This is a genomic window from Exiguobacterium sp. U13-1 (assembly GCF_001750115.1).
Classification (GTDB): Bacteria; Bacillota; Bacilli; order Exiguobacteriales; family Exiguobacteriaceae; genus Exiguobacterium_A; species Exiguobacterium_A acetylicum.
On record NZ_CP015731.1, the window covers coordinates 1,498,557 to 1,523,809 of the forward strand.

28 protein-coding genes are annotated in these 25,253 nt (G+C 48.0%); 25 read left to right on the forward strand and 3 right to left on the reverse strand.

Annotated elements, in window-relative coordinates:
* Positions 1-43: 43 nt before the first annotated feature.
* Both ESP131_RS07610 and ESP131_RS07615 read right to left on the reverse strand, forming a co-directional pair.
* Positions 44-703 carry a type 1 glutamine amidotransferase domain-containing protein gene (locus tag ESP131_RS07610; RefSeq protein ID WP_023467672.1) on the reverse strand — a complete coding sequence of 220 codons (660 nt, stop codon included), beginning with the start codon at positions 701-703 and terminating at the stop codon, positions 44-46.
* A gap of 67 nt (positions 704-770) precedes the next feature.
* On the reverse strand, positions 771-1,625 hold the full coding sequence (locus ESP131_RS07615; RefSeq protein WP_029341177.1) for an aldo/keto reductase: 855 nt from the start codon (positions 1,623-1,625) through the stop codon (positions 771-773).
* Between the two features lie 165 nt (positions 1,626-1,790).
* Here ESP131_RS07615 and ESP131_RS07620 point away from each other — a divergent pair, with 165 nt between their 5' ends.
* The 11 genes from ESP131_RS07620 to ESP131_RS07670 all read left to right on the forward strand — a co-directional run bounded on the left by ESP131_RS07620 (position 1,791) and on the right by ESP131_RS07670 (position 10,889).
* A complete protein-coding gene (locus ESP131_RS07620; RefSeq protein WP_023467674.1) occupies positions 1,791-2,321 on the forward strand; it encodes an NUDIX domain-containing protein in 531 nt (176 codons plus the stop codon).
* A 101-nt stretch (positions 2,322-2,422) separates the two neighbouring features.
* Positions 2,423-2,905: a ferric iron uptake transcriptional regulator gene (gene fur, locus ESP131_RS07625; RefSeq protein ID WP_023467675.1), complete on the forward strand. Its 483-nt coding sequence runs from the start codon at positions 2,423-2,425 to the stop codon at positions 2,903-2,905.
* Between the two features lie 125 nt (positions 2,906-3,030).
* The gene (gene xerD, locus ESP131_RS07630; RefSeq protein ID WP_047391039.1) at positions 3,031-3,915 is read left to right on the forward strand and encodes a site-specific tyrosine recombinase XerD; all 885 of its coding nucleotides are present in this window, start codon (positions 3,031-3,033) and stop codon (positions 3,913-3,915) included.
* 118 nt (positions 3,916-4,033) lie between these two features.
* Positions 4,034-5,206, forward strand: coding sequence for a phosphopentomutase (gene deoB / locus ESP131_RS07635; protein WP_047391041.1), 1,173 nt, complete (start codon positions 4,034-4,036; stop codon positions 5,204-5,206).
* Between the two features lie 18 nt (positions 5,207-5,224).
* Positions 5,225-6,037: a purine-nucleoside phosphorylase gene (locus tag ESP131_RS07640; RefSeq protein ID WP_029341181.1), complete on the forward strand. Its 813-nt coding sequence runs from the start codon at positions 5,225-5,227 to the stop codon at positions 6,035-6,037.
* A 47-nt stretch (positions 6,038-6,084) separates the two neighbouring features.
* Complete coding sequence (locus ESP131_RS07645) at positions 6,085-7,386, forward strand: pyrimidine-nucleoside phosphorylase (RefSeq protein ID WP_047391044.1); 1,302 nt, start codon at positions 6,085-6,087, stop codon at positions 7,384-7,386.
* A 104-nt stretch (positions 7,387-7,490) separates the two neighbouring features.
* Positions 7,491-8,135 (forward strand): hypothetical protein, encoded by a 645-nt coding sequence (locus tag ESP131_RS07650; RefSeq protein WP_148662010.1) that lies wholly within the window; start codon positions 7,491-7,493, stop codon positions 8,133-8,135.
* An 83-nt stretch (positions 8,136-8,218) separates the two neighbouring features.
* Positions 8,219-9,223 carry a S66 family peptidase gene (locus tag ESP131_RS07655; RefSeq protein ID WP_047391056.1) on the forward strand — a complete coding sequence of 335 codons (1,005 nt, stop codon included), beginning with the start codon at positions 8,219-8,221 and terminating at the stop codon, positions 9,221-9,223.
* A 103-nt stretch (positions 9,224-9,326) separates the two neighbouring features.
* Positions 9,327-9,764, forward strand: coding sequence for a peptidylprolyl isomerase (locus ESP131_RS07660; protein ID WP_023467682.1), 438 nt, complete (start codon positions 9,327-9,329; stop codon positions 9,762-9,764).
* A 97-nt stretch (positions 9,765-9,861) separates the two neighbouring features.
* Complete coding sequence (locus tag ESP131_RS07665) at positions 9,862-10,389, forward strand: type 1 glutamine amidotransferase domain-containing protein (RefSeq protein WP_029341185.1); 528 nt, start codon at positions 9,862-9,864, stop codon at positions 10,387-10,389.
* A gap of 152 nt (positions 10,390-10,541) precedes the next feature.
* Positions 10,542-10,889, forward strand: coding sequence for a GNAT family N-acetyltransferase (locus tag ESP131_RS07670; RefSeq protein WP_029341186.1), 348 nt, complete (start codon positions 10,542-10,544; stop codon positions 10,887-10,889).
* A gap of 17 nt (positions 10,890-10,906) precedes the next feature.
* On the opposite strand, the gene ESP131_RS07675 is transcribed toward ESP131_RS07670, so the two are convergent.
* Positions 10,907-11,371: a DUF309 domain-containing protein gene (locus ESP131_RS07675; RefSeq protein ID WP_029341187.1), complete on the reverse strand. Its 465-nt coding sequence runs from the start codon at positions 11,369-11,371 to the stop codon at positions 10,907-10,909.
* A gap of 92 nt (positions 11,372-11,463) precedes the next feature.
* On the opposite strand from ESP131_RS07675, the gene ESP131_RS07680 reads away from it, so the two are divergent.
* The 14 genes from ESP131_RS07680 to ESP131_RS07745 all read left to right on the forward strand — a co-directional run bounded on the left by ESP131_RS07680 (position 11,464) and on the right by ESP131_RS07745 (position 25,221).
* Positions 11,464-12,219, forward strand: coding sequence for a segregation/condensation protein A (locus ESP131_RS07680; protein WP_023467686.1), 756 nt, complete (start codon positions 11,464-11,466; stop codon positions 12,217-12,219).
* Complete coding sequence (scpB, locus tag ESP131_RS07685; RefSeq protein ID WP_023467687.1) at positions 12,209-12,781, forward strand: SMC-Scp complex subunit ScpB; 573 nt, start codon at positions 12,209-12,211, stop codon at positions 12,779-12,781. Before ESP131_RS07680 ends, scpB begins: the two co-directional genes overlap by 11 nt.
* Positions 12,781-13,542, forward strand: coding sequence for a pseudouridine synthase (locus ESP131_RS07690; protein ID WP_023467688.1), 762 nt, complete (start codon positions 12,781-12,783; stop codon positions 13,540-13,542). Before scpB ends, ESP131_RS07690 begins: the two co-directional genes overlap by 1 nt.
* Positions 13,543-13,668: 126 nt before the next feature.
* Positions 13,669-14,259 carry a thiol-disulfide oxidoreductase ResA gene (gene resA, locus ESP131_RS07695; RefSeq protein WP_023467689.1) on the forward strand — a complete coding sequence of 197 codons (591 nt, stop codon included), beginning with the start codon at positions 13,669-13,671 and terminating at the stop codon, positions 14,257-14,259.
* A 22-nt stretch (positions 14,260-14,281) separates the two neighbouring features.
* Positions 14,282-15,829, forward strand: a complete 1,548-nt coding sequence (resB, locus tag ESP131_RS07700; RefSeq protein ID WP_069940392.1) for a cytochrome c biogenesis protein ResB — start codon at positions 14,282-14,284, stop codon at positions 15,827-15,829.
* The gene (gene ccsB, locus ESP131_RS07705) at positions 15,826-16,992 is read left to right on the forward strand and encodes a c-type cytochrome biogenesis protein CcsB (RefSeq protein ID WP_029341189.1); all 1,167 of its coding nucleotides are present in this window, start codon (positions 15,826-15,828) and stop codon (positions 16,990-16,992) included. Before resB ends, ccsB begins: the two co-directional genes overlap by 4 nt.
* Before the next feature lie 171 nt (positions 16,993-17,163).
* Positions 17,164-17,880 (forward strand): response regulator transcription factor, encoded by a 717-nt coding sequence (locus ESP131_RS07710; protein ID WP_023467692.1) that lies wholly within the window; start codon positions 17,164-17,166, stop codon positions 17,878-17,880.
* A gap of 2 nt (positions 17,881-17,882) precedes the next feature.
* Positions 17,883-19,610, forward strand: a complete 1,728-nt coding sequence (locus ESP131_RS07715; RefSeq protein WP_047391064.1) for an ATP-binding protein — start codon at positions 17,883-17,885, stop codon at positions 19,608-19,610.
* A gap of 33 nt (positions 19,611-19,643) precedes the next feature.
* Entirely contained in the window at positions 19,644-20,195 is a 552-nt protein-coding gene (locus ESP131_RS07720; protein ID WP_029341191.1) for a cob(I)yrinic acid a,c-diamide adenosyltransferase, read from the forward strand.
* Positions 20,192-21,445 carry an EF-P 5-aminopentanol modification-associated protein YfmF gene (gene yfmF / locus ESP131_RS07725; protein WP_029341192.1) on the forward strand — a complete coding sequence of 418 codons (1,254 nt, stop codon included), beginning with the start codon at positions 20,192-20,194 and terminating at the stop codon, positions 21,443-21,445. Before ESP131_RS07720 ends, yfmF begins: the two co-directional genes overlap by 4 nt.
* Entirely contained in the window at positions 21,442-22,713 is a 1,272-nt protein-coding gene (gene yfmH / locus ESP131_RS07730; RefSeq protein WP_231925706.1) for an EF-P 5-aminopentanol modification-associated protein YfmH, read from the forward strand. The genes yfmF and yfmH overlap by 4 nt, the downstream gene beginning before the upstream one ends.
* Positions 22,713-23,417 (forward strand): elongation factor P 5-aminopentanone reductase, encoded by a 705-nt coding sequence (gene ymfI, locus ESP131_RS07735; protein WP_029341194.1) that lies wholly within the window; start codon positions 22,713-22,715, stop codon positions 23,415-23,417. The genes yfmH and ymfI overlap by 1 nt, the downstream gene beginning before the upstream one ends.
* Positions 23,418-23,511: 94 nt before the next feature.
* Positions 23,512-24,294, forward strand: a complete 783-nt coding sequence (locus ESP131_RS07740; protein ID WP_023467698.1) for a DUF3388 domain-containing protein — start codon at positions 23,512-23,514, stop codon at positions 24,292-24,294.
* Positions 24,295-24,321: 27 nt separating this feature from the next.
* On the forward strand, positions 24,322-25,221 hold the full coding sequence (locus ESP131_RS07745; RefSeq protein ID WP_029341195.1) for a helix-turn-helix domain-containing protein: 900 nt from the start codon (positions 24,322-24,324) through the stop codon (positions 25,219-25,221).
* Positions 25,222-25,253: the final 32 nt, after the last annotated feature.

Consider the following 25,253-nt stretch of genomic DNA (forward strand, 5'->3'; position numbering starts at 1 on the left):
GCGACATGATGTCGCGTGCTCCATTTTGTATGAATACTATCTATTAAGCTTGTGTCGCGAGTTTCGCGAGGACTAGTTTTGCGACTGCTTCACTTGAAGCCGGGTTTTGTCCTGTGACGACATTGCCGTCGATGACGGCGAATTCTTTACCTGCATCCGATGTCAGGAAAGTAGCTCCTTCACCGCGAAGTGTCGTCTCGAGCAAGAATGGTACTTTATCTTCGAGACCTGTTGATTTTTCCTCTTCATCCGTAAAGCCGTTGATTTGACGACCTGATACGAATGGTTTGCCATCGATCATGACGTGCGCAAAGGCAGCAGGACCATGACAAACTGAAGCGACGACGCCATCTTTTTTGATGACGGCTTCAATGGCACCCGCCACTTGTGGGTTATTCGGGAAATCAACGACCGCACCGTGACCCCCTGGGAAGTAAACGGCATCAAACGATGCTGGATCGACTTCCGAGAGTGCTTTCGTGTCGTGCAACGCACGGCGTGCATCTTGGAATTTCGGCAAGATTTCTTTAACGATCGATGCTTTATCGATCGGGACGTCGCCACCTTTGATCGACGTGACTGTCACGTCATGTCCTGCATCCTTGAACAGGTTGTATGGTGCTGCGAACTCCTCGAACCATAATCCTGTTTTGTGACCATTCATGTCATCTGCGCTTGTTGATACGATTAAAATACGAGCCATAATAAAACTCCTCCTCTGTATGAACGTTACAAAGAAGGAGTTTCCCGGAGAAATGAAGAGTTAAACCTCACCGGTGTTCGGTATAGTGATGAATCGGTAGTGAAGCAAGTGCCTGGTCGATTTGAGCTTGCGAGATCGACTCTTTCATCGCTTGGACGTTTGACTGAAGTTGTGACACGCTCGATGCACCAGGAAGGACGATGTCGACCTGTTGATCGATGGCTTGCAATGCAAGCGCCGGAAGCGGGAAATCTTGAAGTTTTTGTAGACTTGCCTCAAGCGTTTCCTTATCGAATTGTTCGAACCGATCAACCGACTGCAGGCGTGAAGCACTCTCATGTGTCAAGAGACCTTTTGCTAGTGGACCACGAGCGACGACTTGGATGTTTTTCTCTTTTAAGCGTGGTAACAACTCTTCGATGCGACGATCGAGCAACGAATAAGGCGTCATCAAGTAAGAGAAATTACTATGCTCGAGCCAATATTCGATGACATTCGGCCGCAGTGACGACAGACCATATTCCTTGATTTTCCCCTCTGCTTTTAAATCTTCCATTGCGCGGATTGATGCATCGATATCATCATCAATCGTGCCGCCGTGGACGTAATACAGGTCGAGATAAGGGGTTTCAAGACGATTCAAACTTTCAAGACAGGCTTGTTTCAAATAGTCATAACTCGGATCCCATGTCCAACCGGTTCCGGTCGCGTTCATCCGATTCCCACCTTTTGAGGCAAGGAATAAACGACTTCGATCCTCTTGTGAGAAGGTTTGACCGATGATGGATTCGACCGCTCCGTTCGCATAGACGTCCGCTGTATCGAAGTGCGTGATTCCAGCATCAAGTGCCGTCCGCAGGATTGCCGTTGCTTCTTCCTGGCCGCGCTTTAAGATCGTCATCGTACCTAATCCTAATGACATGTTCAATTCCCTCTTTTCTTATATGAACTGTAAGTTTGGAACTTCTGCATTCTAGTGTATCATATCTGATGAAAAAGACGGTTTCGAAGTCTTGCGGCAATACGTCGGAAACGGCATACTAATCATGACAGTGAACGAAACTAGAATAGAAATGGGGCATACATGATGGAAGAAAAAACGATTGAACGTGAAGTGATTTATGAAGGAAAAGTCTTTGATGTCGAGAAACACGTCGTCACGTTACCGAACGGCAATACGTCCGTCCGTGAACTGGTCTATCATAATGGTGCCGTCGCGATCATTGCTTTTGATGAACAAGGTGATCTAATCGTCGTGGAACAGTACCGAAAAGCATTTGAAAGTCTATCGATCGAGATTCCAGCAGGAAAACTCGAAAAGGGTGAAGATCCACTCGATTGTGCCGGACGAGAATTAAAGGAAGAAACAGGATACGTCGCGAAAGAGTTACGACATGTCTTTGATTTTTACGGTGCGCCTGGTTTCTGTAGTGAGCGTGTACATATTTATGAAGCGATTGGTCTGACTGCCGGTGATCGTCAACTCGATGAGGATGAGTTCCTTGAGAATAAGACATTGAAGCTCGAAGAGGCGCTCGAACTCGTTGCAAATGGAACGATCGTTGATGCGAAGACGATCATGGCAATTCAGCATTGGCAGATCCGTACTTTAAAATGATTCTCATTTAAATGATTTTCAGTTGATAATCATTTTAATTTGAAAAAAGACTGATTATCAGCTATGATAATAGCATCAGTTCGAACAAAGGGGGCGTTATGATGGAAAGTCGTGTAGAACGCATCAAAAAACAGCTAAGCGGTAAAGGATATAAGCTGACTCCCCAACGTGAAGCGACTGTGCGTGTCCTGCTCGAACATGAGTCGGATCACCTCAGTGCCGAAAATGTCTTTCTCCTTGTAAAAGAAAAGAACTCCGACATCGGACTTGCGACGGTTTACCGGACGCTTGAATTATTGACGGAGCTTGAAGTCGTTGATAAAGTCAACTTCGGAGATGGCGTATCCCGATTTGATTTACGACAAGAAGGTGCGAGTCATTCGCATCACCATCTCGTCTGTATCGAATGTGGATCCGTCGAAGAGATTTTAGACGATATGCTGGAAGAAGTAGAGAAAGAAATCGTGTCCCGATTCCACTTTAAAATCAAGGATCACCGCCTGACATTCCATGGCGTCTGCCGTGTCTGCCAAGAGCGTCATGCTCGGGAAGCGTTGGAACAATCGCAAACACAAACAGTCTGACCGTCCGACGAAATTTCGGATGGTTTTTCTTTTTCAATTTTTATAGGTCAGACCTCTTCACAACGGTTTACACCTTTGATATGATGGGAAAGTAAGCGATTTCGTAAACGAAGAGGATGAGTTCAGTGCGTGAACAACTGGAAGCATTTATCAATTATTTAGTGATTGAACGGCAAATGTCCGCGAATACGGCAGCTGCGTATCGAAATGATTTAAATCAATACTTACAGACGCTCGAAAAAGCGGAAGTTTCCTCGTTCGAACAGGTTCACCGACATCATATCGTCGACCATATTGAACGATTGCTTGAAGCACGAAAGTCACGATCGACGGTTCGCCGGGCGACGAGCTCAATCCGTTCGTTCCATCAATATTTGATCGAAGAGAGACTTGCAACACATGATCCGTCTCGTCATCTTGATTTACCGAAACCGGAGAAAAAGTTGCCGGTCGTCTGGAGTCAAACGGACGTCGAACGCTTGCTTGATTCGGTCGTCGGTGTCGATCCGCTTACACGACGAGATGCAGCAATGCTTGAGCTTCTCTATGGAACAGGCATGCGCGTCAGCGAACTGCTCCAATTGAAGTTGAACGATTTGCAACTCGAACTCGGGTATCTGTCGTGTCTTGGGAAAGGGAACAAATCCCGGATCATCCCGATGAGTACGACATCGATTGAAAGCGTTAGGACGTATCTGGATCTTGCGCGTAACAGTCTTGGTGGTCAACAGACGGACGACGTCTTCTTAAACAGTCGCGGTGATCGTTTGTCACGGCAAGGGTTTTGGAAGATGATTAAACGACGAGCAAAGGAAGCGGGGATCGAAAAAGAGATCACGCCGCACGTCTTGCGCCATTCGTTTGCGACCCATCTACTTGAAAATGGTGCCGATTTACGCGTCGTACAAGAGATGCTAGGACACGCTGATTTGTCAACGACACAAATGTATACACACGTTAACAAAGCACGACTCCACGACGTGTATAAGAAACATCATCCACGAGCATGATGGTTCTATCTTTTAAAGGTCTGACTTCAGACAAATGATGCGTTTTGTCTAGTCTCTTTCCGGGAAAAATCGTAACGGGAATCGCACAACTACAGCTCGTATATAGGAGGAACAGCAAATGGCTCAATCATTTAAACGTGTATTTTTGGTCGTCATGGACTCCGTAGGAATCGGAGAAGCACCGGACGCTGAACAGTTCGGAGATCTTGGTTCACATACGCTCGGTCATATCGCGCGTGAACGCAACGGACTCAATATGCCGAATATGGCAAAACTCGGTCTCTCGCATATCGAACCGATCGAAGGTGTCTCAGCTGAAGAAGCACCGCTTGCGGCATACGGAAAAATGCAGGAAGTATCTGCAGGGAAAGATACGATGACAGGGCACTGGGAGATCATGGGTCTGCGGATCGATACACCATTCCGTGTCTTTGAAAAGTTCCCGGATGATTTGATTCATCGCTTAGAAGAGTTCTCAGGACGGAAGATCATCGGGAACAAACCGGCTTCTGGTACGGAAATCCTCGACGAACTTGGACAAGAGCATGTCGAGACGGGGGCGTTGATCGTCTATACGTCAGCAGACTCCGTCCTTCAGATCGCAGCACACGAAGAAGTCGTGCCGTTAGAAGAGTTGTACCGGATTTGTGAATATGCACGCGACATCACGCGGGATGACCCGTACATGCTCGGTCGCATCATCGCACGTCCATTCCTTGGTGAAGCAGGGGCGTGGGTCCGGACAGCGAACCGCCACGACTATGCACTCAAACCATTCGACCGGACGGTCATGAATGAACTCGAGACAGCAGGACTTGATGTCATCTCGCTCGGTAAGATTGCTGATATCTACGACGGCGAGGGCGTCACGGATGCGATCCGTACGAAGTCGAACATGGACGGAATGGATCAACTCGTGACGCAACTCGATCGTGATTTCAACGGACTTTGCTTCTTGAACCTCGTCGATTTCGATGCGTTGTTCGGACACCGTCGTGATCCACAAGGTTATGGACAAGCGCTCGAAGAGTTCGATGCACGTCTTCCGGAAGTGTTTGATCGCTTAAAAGAAGACGATCTCTTGATCATCACGGCTGACCACGGAAACGATCCGGTTCATGCTGGGACAGACCATACTCGGGAATACGTACCGCTGCTTGCTTACCATAAAAATGGTGTCGCAAAACCGCTCGGTATCCGTGAGACGTTCGCTGATCTTGGAGCGACGGTCGCAGAAAACTTCGGCGTCAAAATGCCGGCACATGGAACAAGCTTTTTAACAGAACTTTAATTCGAGGGAGCGATTCAGATGACAGTCAACTGGAATGAAACACGTTCGTTTTTAGAAAGCAAGATGCAGGCAAAACCGGAGATCGGATTGATTCTCGGTTCAGGACTTGGTGTCCTCGCGGATGAGATCGAAAACCCGATCGCAATTCCATACCATGAAATCCCGAACTTCCCGGTATCAACGGTCGAAGGACACGCAGGACAACTCGTCTTCGGAACACTTGAAGGGAAACAAGTCGTTGCGATGCAAGGACGATTCCACTTCTACGAAGGATATTCGATGGATATGGTCACGTTTCCAGTCCGCGTCATGAAAGCGATCGGCGTCGAGACATTGATCGTCACGAACGCAGCCGGCGCTTGTAACGAAGCGTTCGAACCGGGTGATTTGATGTTGATCACGGATCACATCAACTTCTTCGGTACGAATCCGTTGATCGGTAAGAACGTCGACGAGATGGGACCACGTTTCCCGGATATGTCGAAGCCGTATGATGCAGAATTACTTCGTCTTGCACAAGAAACAGCGGACGAACTCGGAATTCGTGTCCGTCAAGGTGTCTATTTCGGAAACACAGGTCCAACGTATGAGACGCCAGCAGAAGTCAAGATGGCACGGATGCTTGGTGGCGACGTCGTCGGTATGTCGACGGTCCCTGAAGTCATCGTTGCCCGTCATTCCGATATGCGGGTCCTCGGGATTTCGTGTGTCTCGAACATGGCAGCAGGTATTCTCGATCAACCGTTACACCATGATGAAGTCATCGAAACGACAGAACGTGTCCGGGCACACTTCCTATCACTCGTTCGCGGTTCGATCAAAAAAATGTAACGACTGTTTTTAAAACTCACAAACCACTCCTGAGGAGGAACTAGATTATGCGTATGGTAGATTTGATTGCAACAAAACGAGACGGTGGCGAACTCGCAACAGCTGATATTCAAGCAATGGTAGAAGGATTCACGAACGGTGAGATTCCAGATTACCAAATGTCAGCGATGTCGATGGCGATTTTCTATCAAGGAATGTCAGATCGTGAAATCGCTGATTTAACGATGGCGATGGTCAACTCGGGTGACGTGATCGACCTTTCGCGTATCCACGGAAAAAAAGTCGACAAACACTCGACAGGCGGTGTTGGTGACAAGATCAGTCTGATCGTTGCACCACTCGTTGCGTCAATCGGTATTCCGGTTGCGAAGATGAGCGGTCGTGGACTCGGTCATACTGGTGGAACAATCGACAAACTCGAAGCGTTCCCTGGTTTTGACGTCGAGCTTTCAGAAGAAGCGTTCGTCTCACAAGTCAACGACATTAAGATGGCAATCATCGGTCAAACGGGTAACCTGACGCCTGCAGACAAAAAACTTTACGCCCTTCGTGATGTTACGGCGACAGTCAACTCGATCCCGTTGATCGCAAGTTCAATCATGTCGAAAAAGATTGCAGCGGGAGCAGACAGCATCGTACTTGACGTTAAGACGGGTTCTGGTGCTTTCATGAAATCGTTCGAAGATGCAAAAGCACTCGCGACAGAGATGGTCTCAATCGGTAAGAGTGTCAATCGTAAGACAGTTGCTGTCATTACGGACATGGATCAGCCGCTCGGCTTTGAAATCGGTAACGCAAACGAAGTCAAAGAAGCGATCGAAGTCCTTCAAGGAAAAGATGTCCGTGACTTAAAAGTCATCGCCTTGACAATCGCTTCACACATGGCAGTCCTCGGTGAGTTCTACCCGACGTTCGATGAAGCATATGCGGATCTCGAAACACGTCTCGGTAACGGAGCAGCACTTGACGTCTTCAAGAAGTTCATCGCAGCTCAAGGTGGCGACGCTTCACTCGTTGACGACATGACAAAAGCACTTGAAACGAAATACGAAAAAACATTCGTTGCTTCAAAAGCGGGTTACGTCTCTGAAATCATCGCTGACGAAGTCGGTGTTGCAGCGATGATCCTCGGTGCAGGACGCGCGACGAAAGCAGATGAGATCGATCACGCAGCAAGCGTCACGTTGCACAAGAAAGTCGGCGATCATGTTGAAGTCGGCGATGTCATCGCAACGCTTCGTTCAAACAAAGAAACGCTCGACCAAGCAATCGAAAAAATGGATCACGCATACCATATCAGTGAAACGAAACCGGAAGCACGTCCGCTCGTTCACGCTGTCATCCAGTAATCCATCCGATAAGCAATATCTGAGTAGTGGACTTCGTCCGCTACTCTTTTTTTATGATAAAATCAAAAGTGTAAAAATATGGATATATGCAGAGGAGCGATCGTGTGAAACGTTGGTTCATAGTAGTTGCCAGTTTAGTTGGAGTTATCGGAGGCGGCGCATTGATGATGACGTACGCTTTTACAAAGGACATGGAGTCAGATGGAACGAAAGAGGCTGAAGTACAACAAAAAGCAAAGACATACTTAGAAAAGCACCTTCCGGAAGCAAAGGTGACCGGTAGTATTTACGACAATATGGGAAATTATTCGTTTGAGTATGCAGCGCGAGCAGTCGATGAAAAAACGAATACCGAGTTTTTCGTCTATCAACAGAAGGAGTCTGGAAAGTTCGTCGATACGTATCATGCGGCACTTTGGGAAGATCGGTTAGAGCAACGGATTCCGTCGCCGACTCTCGAACAACTGAACAATCAATTGAGCGTGACCGTACTTTATGACAACGATAAAATACAGCAGCTAGGTGACGCGCGTTTTGATTCAAAGGCTTATTTACGGAAGGAAGTCGCTCCGACGCTCTTAGTGGACGTTCCACGTAAGCGACACGAACAGGATAAAGCGCAGGTCACAGCGTGGGCAAAGTCGTTGCGCGAACAAAAGATTCTTCAACATATGACAGTCAAGGTCGATTATGTTTCGGAAAAAGGAGAATTGCTTGAGAACGGAGATTCGCTCTTCGTAAAGCTGTAAAATGGATGGAAAAAATGAGAGTACGCGGTTCCTATTCAATTTGTTATACTGGGAATACTTGTAATGAAAAAGGGGGAACTCTCATGAAACCACCACGCTTACAAAAAGGGGATAAGATTGCCATCGTCTCGCCGGCGTCTGCTATCGCAGCATACGTACCGCGTCGTCTCGCCCGCGGTATCGCAACACTTGAAAAAATGGGCTTCGAGGTCGTCTTGATGCCGAACGCAACGGCTGTTCATAGTCATACGGCAGGAACGATCGGCGAACGGCTGCAAGACTTACATATGGCGTTCGCTGATCCATCGATCAAAGCGATCATCTCGACGATCGGTGGGTTTAACTCGCACCAGTTGCTCGACGAACTCGATTATGAATTGATTCGGAACAATCCAAAGATCTTTGTGGGCTTCAGTGACATCACAGCACTGTTTGCTGGCATCTACCAGCAGACAGGACTGACGACTTTCGTCGGACCCGCGCTACTGACACAGTTTGGTCAATTCGATGGTCTTGATCCGTATACGGAAGAGTCGTTTAACCGTACGTTCATGCAGACGGAGCCAATCGGTCGGATCGAAGCGTCTGAAGAGTGGACGGACGAAATCTTACGCTGGGATGTCGCGGACGACCGAAGACGGGAACATCAAGTGAACGCGGGATATACGATCGTTAAGACAGGCGTTGCAGAAGGACCGATTTTGACGGGGAACACGGGAACACTTTTACTGCTTGCAGGAACACCATACTTGCCATCGTTTGACGGTGTCGTCTTGATGCTCGAGGATGACGAAAGTGAGTCACCGGAAACGATTGACCGCTATTTCACGCAATTACGACACATGGGTGCGTATGACAAGATTGCGGCACTCGTCGTCGGACGTTTCCCACGCAAAGTCGATTTTGATCCGGAATTTCCGCTCAAAGACATCATTCTGCGTGCGACGCGGGGCTATGATTTCCCAATCATTCTCGATGCGGACTTCGGACATACGGATCCTGTTGCGACACTGGCGAATGGAATTCAGATTCGTGTCGAAGCAACGGATTCGGTCACACTCGATGTATTAGAGGCGGCTGTCGAGTAAAAAGGTCTGCACGACGCCCTGAAATTTGGTACACTGTACCATGGAATCACGATCTCGAATCGTGACGAATCTCCTGCTGAAAAGCACGAAAGGTTGGTCAAACATGCAAAAAACTGGTCATATCTTATTAGAAGATGGAAATAAAATCGAATTCGAATTGTTCAACGATGAAGCACCGATCACGACTGAAAACTTCGAAAACCTTGCGAACTCGAACTTCTACGATGGATTGAACTTCCACCGTGTCATCCCAGGCTTCGTCTCACAAGGCGGATGCCCAATCGGAAACGGTACAGGCGGTTCAGGAAAAACGATTCCTTGTGAAACGTCAACATCATACCCACACAAACACAAAGCGGGTTCACTCTCGATGGCACACGCTGGTCGTAACACAGGATCAAGCCAATTCTTCATCGTACACGAGCCACAACCGCACCTCGACGGCGTACACACGGTCTTCGGACAAGTGACTTCAGGTCTCGAACATGCACAAAAAATGAAGCAAGGCGCTGGCATCAAAGAAATCCGCGTCGAAGCGTAAGTTCTTGCTCCTCTTCGAACGTTCGAAGAGGAGTTTTTCTTTTTTTAGATCCGGGTACAATCAGTAAGGGAACTCAACTCGAAAAGGAGTGTTTGTCATGCGTTTAGAAGGAAAACGAATCATCCAAGTCGTCAGCAATGACTTCGAGGATTTAGAATTATGGTATCCTGTCCATCGTTTACGTGAAGAAGGGGCAATCGTCGATATCGTCGGAGAGAAGGCGGATGAGACGTACATCGGGAAGTATGGTGTCCCGATTAAATCAAATAAGACGTTCGATGAGATCAACCCGTCGGAATATGATGCGATTCTTGTTCCGGGTGGTTGGTCACCCGATTTGTTACGTCGCTTTGACTCCGTTCTGAATATGGTGCGTCATTTTGACCAGAACAAGCAACCGATCGGTCAAATCTGCCACGCTGGTTGGGTGCTGATCTCTGCAGGCATCTTAAAAGGTGTCAACGTCACGAGTACGCCAGGAATCAAGGATGATATGACGAATGCAGGTGCGATTTGGCACGATGAAGCAGTCGTCGTCGACGGGCATATCGTCTCGAGTCGTCGTCCGCCCGATCTACCAGACTACATGCGTGCCTTCATCCAAGTGATGGAAGAACAAGCATGACTCAGATGCAGGGGACGTCACGAGACGGACTCCTGCATTTTTAGTGGATTATGAAAAAAATGCAGTAATTCGGTGTGAGAAGGTGTAGAATGAATGAGTCTCAGTCGTTCATGCTCCTGAGAGTTGTTGAAATTAGGAAGGTGTAGAATCACATGCTAGTAAAATATAAGAAGTTGAATGAACGGACCGCGATGGGGCTGATCGCCTTTTCGTGCGAAGTGAAGGATCCGAAGTATTTGCTTGAAACGGTTCAAGCCTATGAACAGGAAGAAGACCAACGCTTGTATTTGTACAAACAAGATGAGGATTTCGTTGGTGTCATCGGGTTTCAATTAATGGATGGCCATGCTGAATTGAAACATATCGCCTTATCGCCGTCATTCCGGGGAGAACGGATGTCGTATCTCTTACTGGATGAAGCAACTAAGCTTCTTCGAACGGATATTACGGGTGCGACCGAAGAGACGCAACGCCTTGTCGACAAATGGAAAAATCAATAAAAAGACCGGTCCATGGCTTAAATGGACCGGTCTCTTCGGTTTTGTAGCGCTTCTTGTCGTGCCGTGACGACGTCCGTACGATCGCGCAAACGGTGTTTATGCGTCACATAATCGAGATCAGGTGCTGTCGCTTCAAGTGCGACGGTTCGGATGACGTCCGAGAAGACAGGTAACGGGATGTGTCGATAGACCGGATCTGTGAAGTGATCGCGATGATCGAGTAGGCGTGAGACATCGATACCAGACGTGATAAGCGCTGCTCGGTGGCGTTCGATCTTATCGAATGCCTTACTGTACGTCCGTTGTGCACCGGATTGGTTATTGCGACGATGATGATAGCGGGCGACGGCCAGCTGGATCAGACCGACAAGCGCCTCGTCCTGACGTTGTCCTTCTTGCCAGACTTCCTCTAAAATTTCATGGCACTCGAAGTAATCGTGCCGGATGTTGAATTCAAATACGAATCGTTCAATCGGATTCATGGAATCACCTCTTCCTTTGAATATAACATAGTCGAACCCACCAGTTGTATGGTATACTAAGGCGCAAAAAACGTTGATGGGCAGGGAGAATCATGGAATCATACAGTGTAAAGATGGATGCGTTTGAAGGCCCGCTGGACTTGCTGTTACACTTGGTTGGTAAATTAGAAATCGATATTTATGATATATCCGTTTCCATGGTGACGGATCAATATGTGTCCTATATCCGTGCGATGCAGCATCTTGAACTAGATGTTGCTAGTGAATATCTTGTCATGGCAGCGACGCTGTTGCAACTGAAAAGCAAACAACTCTTGCCGATCGAACAGACGGAATACGATGAGATTCCTGATTTCGAGGAAGAACCGACACGAGAAGGTCTGATTCAACAGTTGATCGAGTATAAAGCATATAAGGAAGCAGCACTCGTCCTGAAAGAAAAGGAAGAGGCACGCCTTGAGCTGTTCTCGAAACAACCAGAGGATTTGATGCGTTATCTCGACACGGATGCACAAGAGTATAATGGTACGTTATCTCTGAGTGATTTATTACGTGCCTATGAAAAAATGCGCCAACGTGAAGCTTGGAAGGTACGTCGTTCGAAGACGGTCAAACGAGAAGAACGTTCACTCGAGCAACAGATGGAGTCCGTTGCCCGGTACGTCGCGACACGGGAGCGTACGACATTCTTCGGCTTTTTTGCGGAGCAACCGACGGTCGAAGAACTAGTCGTCAGTTTCCTCGCTGTTCTTGAGCTTGTCAAGCAACGGGTCATTGATTGTGAACAGATGACCGATGATATCCTATTGCGGAGCATGGTGAAGGAGGAGAGTCAGATTGGCGTATGAACAAATCATTGAGAGCCTGTTATTCGTCGTCGGAGACGATGGGATCGATCCACGTGGTCTCAGTCAAGCGCTAGAGATCAGTGAAGCGGCAGCACGTGAACAGTTGCTGGCTCTTCAAACGACATTCGAAGCAGAGCAGCGTGTGCTCCAAATCGTGGAGTCGGGTGGTGTCTTTAAAATGGTGACACGAAAAGAAATGTCGCCGTATATTCAGGCATATGCCGGTTCGCTCGCAGAAGATTCCTTGTCTCGAGCGGCAATGGAGACACTCGTCATCATCGCATACAAACAACCTGTCACACGTGCTGACATCGAAGTCGTTCGTGGTGTGAAGACGGAGCGTGTCATCCATACGTTAAGTGCAAAAGGTTTAATTGAAGAGGCGGGACGCGCCAAAGGCGTCGGTCGCGCAAAATTGTATAAAACGACGGATCATTTCCTGGACCATTTTGGTCTAAACAGTATTGAAGAGTTACCGCCACTCGAGTTCGAAGAAACGTTCGAATCGGATGGAGATCTCTTCTTCCGGAATGATCCTTCATTAGAGGAGAGAGTGAATTAATGGAACGGTTACAAAAAATCATCGCACAAGCAGGTGTCGCTTCGCGGCGTAAAGCAGAGGAATTGATCACAGCAGGTCGCGTCAAGGTCAATGGAAAAGTCATCACGGAGCTTGGAACGAAAGTCGGAGCACGTGCAGAAGTCGAAGTAGACGGCGTTAAGCTTGAGCGTGAAGAGCACGTCTATTACATGCTCTATAAACCAACAGGTGTCGTCTCGACGGTTGAAGACGATAAAGGACGTAAGACGGTCGTTGATCTCGTACCACCCGGACACCGTGTCTTCCCAGTCGGTCGACTCGACTATAATACGAGCGGTCTTCTTTTAATGACGAACGACGGTGAATTCTCGAACCTGTTGCTTCATCCGAAATATAAGGTACCGAAGCGCTACATCGTCAAAATCAAAGGTGTGCCAGAATACTTCCACGTCAAAGGTCTTGAAAAAGGTGTCGTCTTACCGGATGGTTTCAAGACAGGTAAAGCACGTGTCGAGATGCGAGATATCGATAAGAAGAAAAATACGGCGATTCTTGAAATGGTCATCTACGAAGGGCATAACCGCCAAGTCCGTCAAATGGTCGAGACACTCGGTTCGGAAGTCTTGAAGTTGAAACGTGAACAGTTCGGTTTCTTGACACTGGCAGGTCTTACTTCTGGCGAGTGGCGTGAACTTTCAAAAAAAGAAGTCAATCAATTGCGTGAGCTAGCGGATCCAGCCGCTCCACCTACGAAAAGACGTAAGAACACAAAAAAACGTTAATTTGTAAAGCGAGAAGCTCATCCTCCGGGTTGAGTTTTCTTTTTTTGTGACAAAACGATTAACGAATTTCACATTTTGTCAACGGTAAAGCGATTTCAAGTACAATATGGGTGGAGGCGGTAAAATATGAAAAAAACGAAACAAAATCCGGAAGAACGCTTAGCAGCGGCCCAGCAAAAAAAGAAAAAACGCTCCTTCTGGCGTCTAATGATCATGACGATCGTTTTGTTCGCCGGAGCAGTCGTCATCATGCAATTCGTCGATCAAGCGACACGTGATAAAAACGGTCGTGTCATGGCAGGCGATGATGCCCCTGGTTTCGCACTCGTTGATCTATATGGTGAGAAACAGCACTCGATGGACGAGTATAAAGGAAAAGGACTTTTACTCAATTTCTGGGGAACATTCTGTGAACCATGTAAGAAAGAGATGCCATTGATCAATGACAACTATCAGATGATGCAAGACCAGGGCGTCAATTTCGTAGCGGTCAATGTCGGTGAAACACCAGTTCGTGTCTCAAGCTTCATCAAGGATATTGGCGGAACGGACTATCCGATTCTCATGGATACGAACAGTTCGGTCGAGAAGGCTTACGGGATCTACAACTTACCTGTGACGTTCATCATCAATAAAAAGGGTGAAGTCGTCGAGAAGTATGAAGGTGAGATTGATCAAGCGAAGCTCGAAGAGATGGTGAAGAAGGCGAACGAGTAACGCATCGAAGGGGGATTTAAGGATGCAGGAGCAAGAAGATTTCAAACAACTGGATATGCGTTACGAGGAAGCGGAGCTTCGATCGAAACGTAAAAATCCATCTTGGATTGACCGAGCATGGACGTTCTTCTCGTCCGTCAAGGTCGGGTTATGGTTGATTGCCTTGATCATCATCGCGAGCGGGGTCGGAACGATCTTCCCGCAGGAGATGTATATTCCACAGGCAACACCACCAGAAGAGTTTTATCAAAAGGAATACGGCACGGCTGGTGACATCTACTATACGTTAGGATTCCATAATCTGTTTGAATCATGGTGGTATATCGGATTGATCACGCTTTTATTACTCTCGATCATCATCGTATCGATTGACCGATTCTTCCCGCTCTACCGAGCACTGAAGAAACAACCGGTCATCCAGTCGGACCGTTTCATGAACGGTCAGCGATTTGGCGCGGAAGCGACTGGCGATGTCAAAAAAATCGATGCGATCGCACCGTTGCTTGAGAAAAAAGGCTATAAAATCCGTCGACAAGACGGGGCACTTTTAGCTGAAAAGCAACGTTTCGGACGATGGGGTCCATACATCAATCACATCGGACTCGTCTTATTCTTCGGTGGTGCGATGCTTCGAGTCGTACCAGGCATGCACGAAGATGAATTGCTTTGGCTCCGTGAAGGAGAGACGTTGCCGATCGAGGCGACGGATAACCAGTACTACTTGAAAAATGAAGCGTTCAACATCGAATTCTATGATCCTGAGAAGGTCGATGCGAAGTTCAAGAAATCACTTGAAGCAGCAGGCGGAAACGTACCGAAGAACTATGATACGAAGATGACGCTGTACAAGAAAGTCGGCGAAACATCCGATTTCAAACCGGAGCTTGAAGAAATCAAGTCAGGTGAGACGGCAGTCAACCGCCCATTCGAATTCGATGATTATCAAGTCTTCCAGGAACAGTACGCGGCAGATCCGGAATTCAAGACGATGTCGTTTAATATCGTCAACCAGAAGACGGACAAAGTCGTCGATACGATCAAGGTCGACTTGCGTGATCCGAAAGAAACATATGCTTTAAAAGATGGATATGAAGTCGAACTGAAGGACTTCCTTCCGGACTTCGTCGTCAAAGATGGTCAGCCAACGACGAACTCGGGACGTCCAGTCAATCCAGCCTTCGTCTTCAGCATCAAGTCACCGGAACATCCGAAAGGTGAACGGAGTTTGATTGGGATCAAACTTAATGTTGGTGGAGATGAGAACCAGTACAAGATGGCATTCGCCGGTACGGAGCTCTCGAACATCTCGGGTGTCCGGATTAAAAAAGATCTGACGCTACCGTTCCTGTTTGCAGGTGGTATCATCTTCATGGCAGGTCTATTGATCGGGATGTACTGGCCGCACCGTCGTCTCTGGCTCAAAGAGAAGAACGGTCGAATCCAGATTGCTGGATTTACGAACAAAAATGCATTGGGGCTCCAAAAGGAAGCCAATCTCGCGTTGACGGAAGTCGGTCTGCCAGAACTTGAGTATCGACAAAAGTTGCGGGAAGAGGGGGAAGCTAAATGAATTTGCTTCAGTTGAGCAGTAACCTGCTCCTTACATCATTCATCGTCTACCTCGTCAGTACAGGATTCTTCGCTGTAGCGACGAGTGGTAAAAAAGGACCGACGCGTTCTGGTAAAATCGCCTTTACGCTTGCGATCATCGGTTTCCTCGCGCAGCTCGGATATTTCTTCACGCGCTGGGCTGGAGCTGGGCACGTTCCAGTTTCGAACTTATATGAATACACGACATTCTTCGGCATGATGATGGTGCTTGGTTTCTTGATCGTTTATGCCATCTACAAAAACAATGTCCTCGGTTTGGTTGCGATGCCAGTTGCATTGCTCGTCATCGCTTATGCGTCGATGTTTCCGGATGAAGTCCAACCGTTGATCCCAGCACTACAAAGTGTTTGGCTCAAAATCCACGTCACGACGGCAGCGCTCGGCGAAGGGATTCTTGCCGTCAGCTTCGCGACCGGATTATTGTATCTGATTCACGCGACGGATTTCAGCAAGGAATCGAAAACACGGACGTGGCTCGAAGTCGTCATGTTCTCGCTCGCATGTGTAGTCGGTTACATCTTAGTTGGGCTGTTGTTCAAAGCAACAGGTTCTGCGTCGACGATCGAATACGTGGCGAAAAACGGTGCAACGATGACGCATGACTATGCGATGCCAGTCTTGACAGGTCCTGAAGGCGGGAAAGTCTTATCGGGTTCAGGTGCCGTCATTGAATTACCGAATTTCTTGAATGCGAACAAAGTCAACACGGTCTTATGGTCGATCATCGGCGGCGTCGTCTTATACGTCTTGCTTCGCTTCGTCATTCTTCGCAAGCGTCTTGCTGAGAGCTTGAAGCCGATCGCGCGTAAGATCGATCTTGAGACAGCAGATGAGATCAGCTATCGTTCTGTTGCGATTGGTCTTCCGATCTTCATCCTTGGCGGTCTGATCTTCGCGATGATCTGGGCGCAAATGGCATGGAGCCGTTACTGGGGCTGGGATCCGAAAGAGGTATGGGCACTCATTACGATGCTCTTCTACGTCTTTTATCTCCATATGCGCATCCAGCGTGGTTGGATTGGTAAAAAATCAGCTTGGTTATGTGTTGGCGGATTTGCTGTCATCATGTTCAACCTCGTCTTCGTTAACCTGGTCGTAGCAGGATTACACTCTTACGCATAAGAAAAAAACAAGCAGCGGATCCGGAAACGGTCCGCTGCTTTTTCGTATTCGTCCGATCGAAGTGTGCCTTTTCGGAGAAATCAGCCAGAGCAAGCCATTCTTTTCGTTTCATAGTATACTAAAAGAGTAGTAGGATAGAGGAGTAGAGTTTAGTTCATAGGAGGAGACAGCATGTCAGAAGAAGCACGTATTTTAGTCGTCGACGATGAAGAACGGATTCGTCGCCTGTTGAAGATGTATCTGGAGCGGGAAAATTTCACGATCGAGGAAGCAGACAATGGAGAAACGGCGCTTGAAATGGCGCTTGAGACAGAATACGATGTCATTCTCCTCGACTTGATGATGCCAAAGATGGACGGGATGCAAGTCTGTGAAGAACTGCGGAAAACGAAAGCGACGCCAATCGTCATGTTGACGGCAAAAGGCGAAGAGACGAACCGCGTCCATGGGTTTGAGATGGGGGCAGATGATTATATCGTCAAACCATTCAGCCCACGCGAAGTCGTCTTGCGTGTCAAAGCGATCCTTCGTCGGGCAAGTGCGACGAAATTCCTCCACACGGATGCGAAAACAAAAGATGTCATCGTCTTCCCACACTTGACGATCGACAATGATGCCCACCGCGTGACGGTTGAATCACAAGAAGTCAATTTAACACCAAAAGAATACGAACTCCTGTATTTCTTAGCAAAACAAACGGATAAGGTATTCTCGCGGGAACAACTACTCAAGGAAGTCTGGAACTATGAATTCTTCGGGGATCTGCGGACGGTCGATACACACGTCAAACGTCTGCGTGAAAAGCTGAATCGTTTGTCTCCGAACGCCGCTCAAATGATCACGACGGTCTGGGGTGTCGGATACAAGTTCGAGAATAGTCCGACCTGACGATGAAATGGTTGCAAAGCGTTGTCATCAAACTATGGGGAACGATTCTGTTACTCGTTTCGGTCGTCTTGATCGCCTTGACGATCTTGTTACTTGAATTTTTCAACTCGTTTCATATCGAACAGGAGCGGGGGCACTTGGCAAAGCTCGGTCAACAAGTCGAGACCGTCTTTCAGGCGCACTCCGGCATCGAGGAAGGGTCGAGTACTGCTGTTGAAATCACGGATATTTACGGCGCGACACTGATCGCAAAGACGCAGGACGATTCCGTCGAAGCGAACATCTCACAAGCGAAGGCGAACCGGATCATCAAGGAACTCGAACGTCAGAACTGGAAAGCAATTGACGGTGAAGAAGGCGAGACGGCGATCGGCAACTATGAGACCTTCGATGGAAAGGCGGCACTCGCGTATCGGGCACCGCTCATTACGGACAGTGGTAACGGAACAATCTACTTGATCGAGCAGTTGACGAACATCGAACAGGCGAATGAGGGAGCACGTCAGATCATCCAACTCTGTGTCCTGTTAGCGATCATTGGAACGACCGTCTTTGCCTTCTTCCTCTCGACACGAATCACAGCACCACTGCGGACGATTCGTCAAGCTGTCGTTGAGGCCGGTGAAGGAAAGTTTGATCAGAGCCTGACGCAACGTTCGCGTGATGAGATCGGTGACTTAGCGCTTGCGTTCAATGAAATGAGTAGTCAACTCAATCAATATGTCACGGATCTCGATAAGGAACGGCACTTGCTTTCCTCGATTCTGCGCTGTATGGCAGATGGCGTGCTGACGTTCTCGAAATCAGGCGAACTCCTCGCGACGAATCCACCGGCAGAGGCATTCCTCGCAGGTTCTCCGGTACCAGACGAACTGATCGAACTGTTCCAGACGGTCATGCAGGAAGAGACGGAGATGACCGTGTCCTTCGAACGAGAGGGACGTTTCTACATCATCATCGTCAGTCCGTTACTCGAACAAGAAGAACAGATTGGAGCGGTCGCCGTCCTGCGTGATATGACGGAAGCGCAACAACTCGAAAAGATGCGTGCCGACTTCGTCGCGAACGTCAGTCATGAACTGCGGACGCCACTCGTCATGCTGCAAGGGTATTCGGAAGCAATCGTCGACGGGATGACCGAAAGTGATGAGGCGACGAAAGAATTCGCCTCAATCATTTATGATGAATCACAACGTCTGTCACGTCTTGTCAATGATTTACTTGATCTCGCACGGATGGAAGCGGGGTATCAGGAGTTACGGATCGAAGCCATCGAAGCGGTCTCCTTTGCACAACGAGTTATCAAGAAGTTCAAACAGATGGGACGCGATAAGCAGGTCACGTTCTCAGTTTCAGGTCCGAATATCATATTTGACGCCGATCCGGATCAGATGGAACAAGTGTTGACGAATCTCCTCGGTAACGCCTTGCGCTACACGGAGAACGGTGAAATCAAGATTAAGATTGATGAAGATAGGGAAAACATTACATTATCCGTCATTGATTCGGGTGACGGAATCCCAGAAGAAGATCTACCGTTCGTCTTTGACCGCTTTTATAAAGCCGATAAAGCGCGGACACGTGGCAAGACAGGTACAGGAATCGGTCTTGCAATCGTGGCGAATGTCGTCCGAGCTCATGGTGGTGAAGTCGAAGTCGACAGCCGCTTGGGTGAGGGAGCGACCTTCCGGATCCGATTACCGAAAAAACAAGGGAAGCGAACATTATGAGTCGCTTCCTTTCGCTATAGGAGTGAATGAAAAATGAAAATTTACACGAAGTCTGGTGACGAAGGAGAAACATCCCTCGTTGGTGGGAGAGTCAAAAAAAATGATCGTTTGATTAGCTTGATGGGAGAACTCGACGAATTGAACAGTTTCGTTGGACTTGCCCGGACGAAAGCATCATCAATCGAGGTGCGGGAACAACTGACAGTGATCCAGCACGCCTTATTCGATTGTGGTAGTGACTTGATGTATGTTGAACCACGCCCGTCACGCTTGAGTCAAGAAGCGACGGTTGATTTAGAAAGTTGGATCGACACATTAACGGAGTTATCGCCGCCGCTCGATAAGTTCATCTTGCCCGGTGGAACGGAAGCAGCTGCAACATTACACGTGGCACGGACGGTCTGTCGTCGTGTGGAACGTTCGATGATCGATGTCCCTCAAGCCGCTCATTTGTTACCGTTCATCAACCGACTCAGTGACTTCTTCTTTACAGCAGCCCGTTACGAGAATGCCGTCAAACAAAAAGCAGATATTGAATATGTCCGCAGTGCGCATGTATTCAAACGAAAGGATGGAGAGCAATGAGTCAGTCATTTAGCACATGGAAAAAGGAAGGAACGAGCTTTCATCTCGTTCCGACTGATAAATTCAAGACGACGACGATTCTCGTCACATTTTCAGCACCGTTAGAAGCGAAGACGCTGACAAGCCGTGCAATCCTACCGTATATCATGGAAAAATCGACAGCCGCTTATCCGTCGATGAAAGCATTACGTGAACCACTTGAAACATTATATGATGCGGGACTTTATGCGGACGCGTCGAAGTTCGGAGAAGAGCACGTCATCTCGTTCCAACTCGATGTCGTCCGGGGAGAACTCGTTCATCATCCGTCGTTGTTAAAAGAAGCACTCGAATTGCTCGAGCAAATGGTGCTGTATCCAGATTTGACGGAAGGTGGTTTCCGTGAACAGTTCGTCAAACAAGAAAAACGACTGCATGCCTTACGGATTAGTTCGCTATATGACGATAAAATGCGCTACGCCCAGCAACGTCTTCTTGAATTAATGGCACCAGGTGAAGCCGTCGCGTTGCCATCCCTCGGAACACTCGAAGAACTCGAACAGATCACCCCGTCATCCTTGCGTGATACATACCGTTCGATGATCGAAGACGATCGGATTGATGTCTTCGTCGTCGGACATGTGACGAAGGAGGAGATGGAAGATGCGTTGTCCTTCTTGCCATCGCATTCTGAAAAGATCAGCCATTACATTCCGGCCCAAAAACCAGTCAATGGCGTGAAACGGTCGAGTGAAACGCAACCGATCAAACAAGGCAAATTGCATCTCGGTTACCGGGTAGCGGTCGATCCGACATCTGCTGACTCGATTCGGATGCAAATCGTCAATGGTCTATTCGGTGGCTTCCCCCATTCAAAACTGTTTATGAATGTCCGTGAAAAAGAGAGCCTCGCGTATTATGCGGCCTCACGTTACGCGGCACTGAACAGTGCACTCTATGTTTATGCAGGGGTCGACACAAAAGAAGCGGAACGTGCCGAAAAGATCATCTTGGAACAACTCGTTGATTTGAAAGCAGGACAGTTCACGGATGAAGAATTGACACAGACGAAGGCGATGCTGATCAATGCGCGTCGTCAAATCCTTGATCAGCCGGGTCAATTGATCGGCTGGTTGAATGGTTCGAAGATGCGTGGACTGACACTTGAAGATGAAATTCATATCATTGAGACGGCGACACGTGAAGACGTCGTTCGATTAGCAGCGGCAATCGATCTTGATGCCGTATATCTATTGCGAGGTGAAGCATGATGGAACAACTGACCTATCACGATACAGACGAAACGGTATACCATGAGCAGCTTGATAACGGGCTCTCCGTCTACCTACTGCAAAAAAAAGGATACGAAAAGACGTATGCGACGTTTACGACACGTTATGGTTCGATTGATCAACGATTCAAAAAAGGAGAGGAATGGATCACGGTACCGGACGGCATCGCCCATTTCCTTGAGCATAAGATGTTCGAATCCGAAAAAGGTGATGTCTTCCAAGAGTTTGGTCGTCTTGGTGCCTCAGCGAACGCCTTTACCTCGTTCTCGCGGACGGCGTATTTGTTCTCAGCGACGTCATTAATCGAACAAAATCTCGAGACGTTGATTGATTTCGTACAAGATCCTTACTTCACGCCGGAAAGCGTTGAAAAAGAGAAGGGGATCATCACGCAGGAAATCCAGATGTATCAAGATAATCCGGGATGGCGCTTGTTCTTCGGTCTGATTGAATCGATGTATGCGACGCATCCAGTCCGGATCGATATCGCGGGAACTCCGGAATCGATCAATCAAATCACAGCCGATGACCTGTACACGTGCTACCGTACGTTCTATCATCCATCGAACATGGTGTTGTTCGTCGTCGGAAACATTGATCCGGAAGAGACACTGGCATTGATCAAGGCGAATCAGGCTAAGAAAGACTATACGGATCGTCCGGCAATCGAGCGGGACTATGGTCAAGAACCGCATGGCGTACATCGTCCGCGTTTTGAACTCGAGCTCGACGTCAAGACACCTAAGGTATTAATCGGTTATAAGGACGAATCGCTTCGCAGCGAGGCACAAGTCCGTCGTGAATTAACGAGTGAACTCCTGTTACACCTCTTGTTCGATCAAACATCATCGACGTATTTGGAACTGTATGAAGACGGTTTGATTGACGATACGTTCAGCTTTGATTACTCAAGTGAGGAAGAGTTCGCATTCGCGACGTTCGGGATGGAGACAGAAGATCCAGATAAGTTCATCCAAGCGTATGAGACACTTCTGCAAACGCGTCCTGACTTTACGGAAGATGAAGTCACGCGCAAGCGGAACATGATGCAAGGGAAGTTCCTCCGTGCCTTGAATTCACCAGAATTCATCGCGAACCAGTTCTCGCGTCACGCACTTGCCGGTACGAACTTGTTCACGCTTCCGACGTTGATTGCTTCGATTACGAAAGAAGAGATTGAAGCCCGTTTCGACGAGTTGTTCGCCATTGAAAACCGGGCGATCTCAATCGTCAAACCGTACGCGTGATGCGAATTCTCATTACCGGTGCGAGTGGCGCCATTGGTCTTGCGGCAGCAAAACAACTCGCTGCCGCCGGACATGAATTGGTGCTTCAGACGTATCGACAGCACGCTGTTTTGGAACGGATGATAGAGGAGTGGCAAGGAGAGCACCACATCTTGACTGCGAATTTAGCGGATGAGGAGGACTTGCAGGCATTTTGTGCGGCATTACCTGTCGTTGATGCCTTCGTCCATTGTGCCGGAACGAGTTATAGCGGTTTGTTGCTCGATCAATCGGCAACATCAATGCACGAACTTTGGAAAATCCACGTCGAGGCGTTGATGCGCATCAGCCAAACCGTGACACGGACGAAACCGTTTACGTCGAAGCTTGCGATCGTCGTCATCAGTAGTGTGTTAGGGGAACAAGGTGTCGCGGGTGAAGTTGTCTATTCGACATGCAAGGCGGCACAGCTCGGATTCGTCAAAGCATACAGCAAGGAACTTGGACCGATGTACGGACGTATCAATGCGATCACACCGGGATGGATTGACACACCGATGAACGCGATTTTCTCGGAAGATGAAAAGGAACAAGCAATCGCTGAAATTCCTGCTGGTCGATTCGGGAAAGTAGAAGAAGTGGCTTCTGCCATCTGTTACTTAGTGCAACCCGAGTCAAGTTATGTGTCGGGAGCCATCCTGAAAATAGATGGTGCGTGGATGTAAGCATTGGAATTTCAGTTCAGGAATGCTTTTCATTTTTCAAAAAATCATTTAACATGAGGAATGGATAATCGTATTGATAGAGGAGGATGGGCGCGTGAGTGAGTTCGAGCAATGGTATCTCGAATATGAATTAAAGGTCAACCGTCCCGGTATACTCGGGGACATTGCTTCGTTGATGGGAATGTTACATATTTCGATCGTGACGATCAATGGTGTTGATCATCAACGACGTGGTATGTTACTGCAAACGAAACAACCGGATCAAATTCCACGACTCGCCGCTATTCTCAAGACGATGTCAACCATTGAGGTCATCAAACTACGAAAACCAAAGCTCCGTGACCGAATTGCGATTCGACACGGTCGTTATATCGATCAAAGTAGTGATGAGCGAAAGACGTTCCGCTTCGTTCGAGAAGACTTAGGGATTCTCGTTGATTTCATGGCAGAACTGTGTAAACAGGATGGTCACTTGTTGATTGGTGTCCGTGGCATGCCGCGAGTCGGGAAGACGGAATCGATCGTCGCAGCAAGCGTCAGTGCGAATAAGAAATGGCTGTTCTTGTCATCGACATTAATCAAACAGACAGTGCGAACATCGTTGTTCGACGACGAGCGGACCGGTGATTATGTCTATATCATCGATGCCTTAGTATCGCAACGAAATTTCGATGAACGGCACTGGCAAATCCTGCGCGAAGTCATGCGACTACCAGCGACAAAAATTGTCGAGCATCCGGACGCTTTCGTCAAATCAAGTGAATATACGTGGGATGATTTTGATTACATCATTGAATTACGCAACACGACTGAAGAAATCATTGTGACTGAACTGCCTCGTTCCCATGGTGGAAATGATTGGTTCAACTTTGAATAAGTATGAAAAATGGAAGGTGTGTTACCGATGACCGAGCTCGGAACCTACTTAAAGGAACAACGGGAGGCACTTGGTGTCTCTCTCGAACAAATTCAAACGACGACGAAGATTCAAAAGCGTTATATCGTCGCGATTGAAGAAGGCAATTACGATCAATTACCGGGTGCATTCTATGCCCGTGCCTTCATCAAGACATATGCGGAAGCACTCGGTCTTGACGTTGATGAAGTCTTTACGACCTACAAGCGTGATCTTCCAGAACCGGAAGCACAGCCGGTCGTCGAACTGTCGCGACGAGCGACGTATTCGAAATCCAGTGCTCCTAAAAAGAGTGTTGCGAAACGTTGGATTCCGAACATCATCATCATCGTATTGATCTTTGCAATCGGTGCTGCCTTGTATTATGGTCTGCAGACGTTCCTCGACGGTAACGAAGAGGCGAAGACGTCCGCGCCGAAACAAAATGATGTGACGATCGATCAAGGAGACGCACCGAGCAAGGAAACGGATGCGCCTGCGAAGACCGAAGAAGAGCCGAAGGAAGAACCGGCGAAACAAGAAGAAACAAAAGAAGAACCTAAAAAAGAGGCACTTGCTGTGAAGTCGACATCTGGTCAAGATGTCACGTATGAAGTAGCAACGAAGGATACGATGAATGTCTCGATTCAAATCAAGAAAGATGCATCTCCATCGCCATTCGTTGGTGTGCGTGATACATCACTTGAAGGAGAAGCACTTGCGCCAGATCACATCAATGCATCGGATCCAAATCCGATCGTCGTGAAGGACGCGAAGACGGACTTGATCCGGATCCGGATTGGTTCGATTAAAGGAATTGATAAAATCGTCGTCAATGACCAAGAACTGAAACTGAACCGTTCGCTTCTCGTCCAAAATATCTATTTGAAGAAAGTAGACACGCCGTAATCCGGCGTGCCTTCTTTTAGATGACATGGTCA

Bases quoted from the DNA above. Each gene is read 5' to 3' on its own strand.
- ESP131_RS07610 (WP_023467672.1), bottom strand. From the start codon at position 703: ATGGCTCGTATTTTAATCGTATCAACAAGCGCAGATGACATGAATGGT.
- ESP131_RS07615 (WP_029341177.1), bottom strand. From the start codon at position 1,625: ATGTCATTAGGATTAGGTACGATGACGATCTTAAAGCGCGGCCAGGAA.
- ESP131_RS07620 (WP_023467674.1), top strand. From the start codon at position 1,791: ATGGAAGAAAAAACGATTGAACGTGAAGTGATTTATGAAGGAAAAGTC.
- fur (WP_023467675.1), top strand. From the start codon at position 2,423: ATGGAAAGTCGTGTAGAACGCATCAAAAAACAGCTAAGCGGTAAAGGA.
- deoB (WP_047391041.1), top strand. From the start codon at position 4,034: ATGGCTCAATCATTTAAACGTGTATTTTTGGTCGTCATGGACTCCGTA.
- ESP131_RS07640 (WP_029341181.1), top strand. From the start codon at position 5,225: ATGACAGTCAACTGGAATGAAACACGTTCGTTTTTAGAAAGCAAGATG.
- ESP131_RS07645 (WP_047391044.1), top strand. From the start codon at position 6,085: ATGCGTATGGTAGATTTGATTGCAACAAAACGAGACGGTGGCGAACTC.
- ESP131_RS07655 (WP_047391056.1), top strand. From the start codon at position 8,219: ATGAAACCACCACGCTTACAAAAAGGGGATAAGATTGCCATCGTCTCG.
- ESP131_RS07660 (WP_023467682.1), top strand. From the start codon at position 9,327: ATGCAAAAAACTGGTCATATCTTATTAGAAGATGGAAATAAAATCGAA.
- ESP131_RS07665 (WP_029341185.1), top strand. From the start codon at position 9,862: ATGCGTTTAGAAGGAAAACGAATCATCCAAGTCGTCAGCAATGACTTC.
- ESP131_RS07670 (WP_029341186.1), top strand. From the start codon at position 10,542: ATGCTAGTAAAATATAAGAAGTTGAATGAACGGACCGCGATGGGGCTG.
- ESP131_RS07675 (WP_029341187.1), bottom strand. From the start codon at position 11,371: ATGAATCCGATTGAACGATTCGTATTTGAATTCAACATCCGGCACGAT.
- ESP131_RS07680 (WP_023467686.1), top strand. From the start codon at position 11,464: ATGGAATCATACAGTGTAAAGATGGATGCGTTTGAAGGCCCGCTGGAC.
- ESP131_RS07690 (WP_023467688.1), top strand. From the start codon at position 12,781: ATGGAACGGTTACAAAAAATCATCGCACAAGCAGGTGTCGCTTCGCGG.
- resA (WP_023467689.1), top strand. From the start codon at position 13,669: ATGAAAAAAACGAAACAAAATCCGGAAGAACGCTTAGCAGCGGCCCAG.
- resB (WP_069940392.1), top strand. From the start codon at position 14,282: ATGCAGGAGCAAGAAGATTTCAAACAACTGGATATGCGTTACGAGGAA.
- ccsB (WP_029341189.1), top strand. From the start codon at position 15,826: ATGAATTTGCTTCAGTTGAGCAGTAACCTGCTCCTTACATCATTCATC.
- ESP131_RS07710 (WP_023467692.1), top strand. From the start codon at position 17,164: ATGTCAGAAGAAGCACGTATTTTAGTCGTCGACGATGAAGAACGGATT.
- ESP131_RS07715 (WP_047391064.1), top strand. From the start codon at position 17,883: ATGAAATGGTTGCAAAGCGTTGTCATCAAACTATGGGGAACGATTCTG.
- ESP131_RS07720 (WP_029341191.1), top strand. From the start codon at position 19,644: ATGAAAATTTACACGAAGTCTGGTGACGAAGGAGAAACATCCCTCGTT.
- yfmF (WP_029341192.1), top strand. From the start codon at position 20,192: ATGAGTCAGTCATTTAGCACATGGAAAAAGGAAGGAACGAGCTTTCAT.
- yfmH (WP_231925706.1), top strand. From the start codon at position 21,442: ATGATGGAACAACTGACCTATCACGATACAGACGAAACGGTATACCAT.
- ymfI (WP_029341194.1), top strand. From the start codon at position 22,713: ATGCGAATTCTCATTACCGGTGCGAGTGGCGCCATTGGTCTTGCGGCA.
- ESP131_RS07745 (WP_029341195.1), top strand. From the start codon at position 24,322: ATGACCGAGCTCGGAACCTACTTAAAGGAACAACGGGAGGCACTTGGT.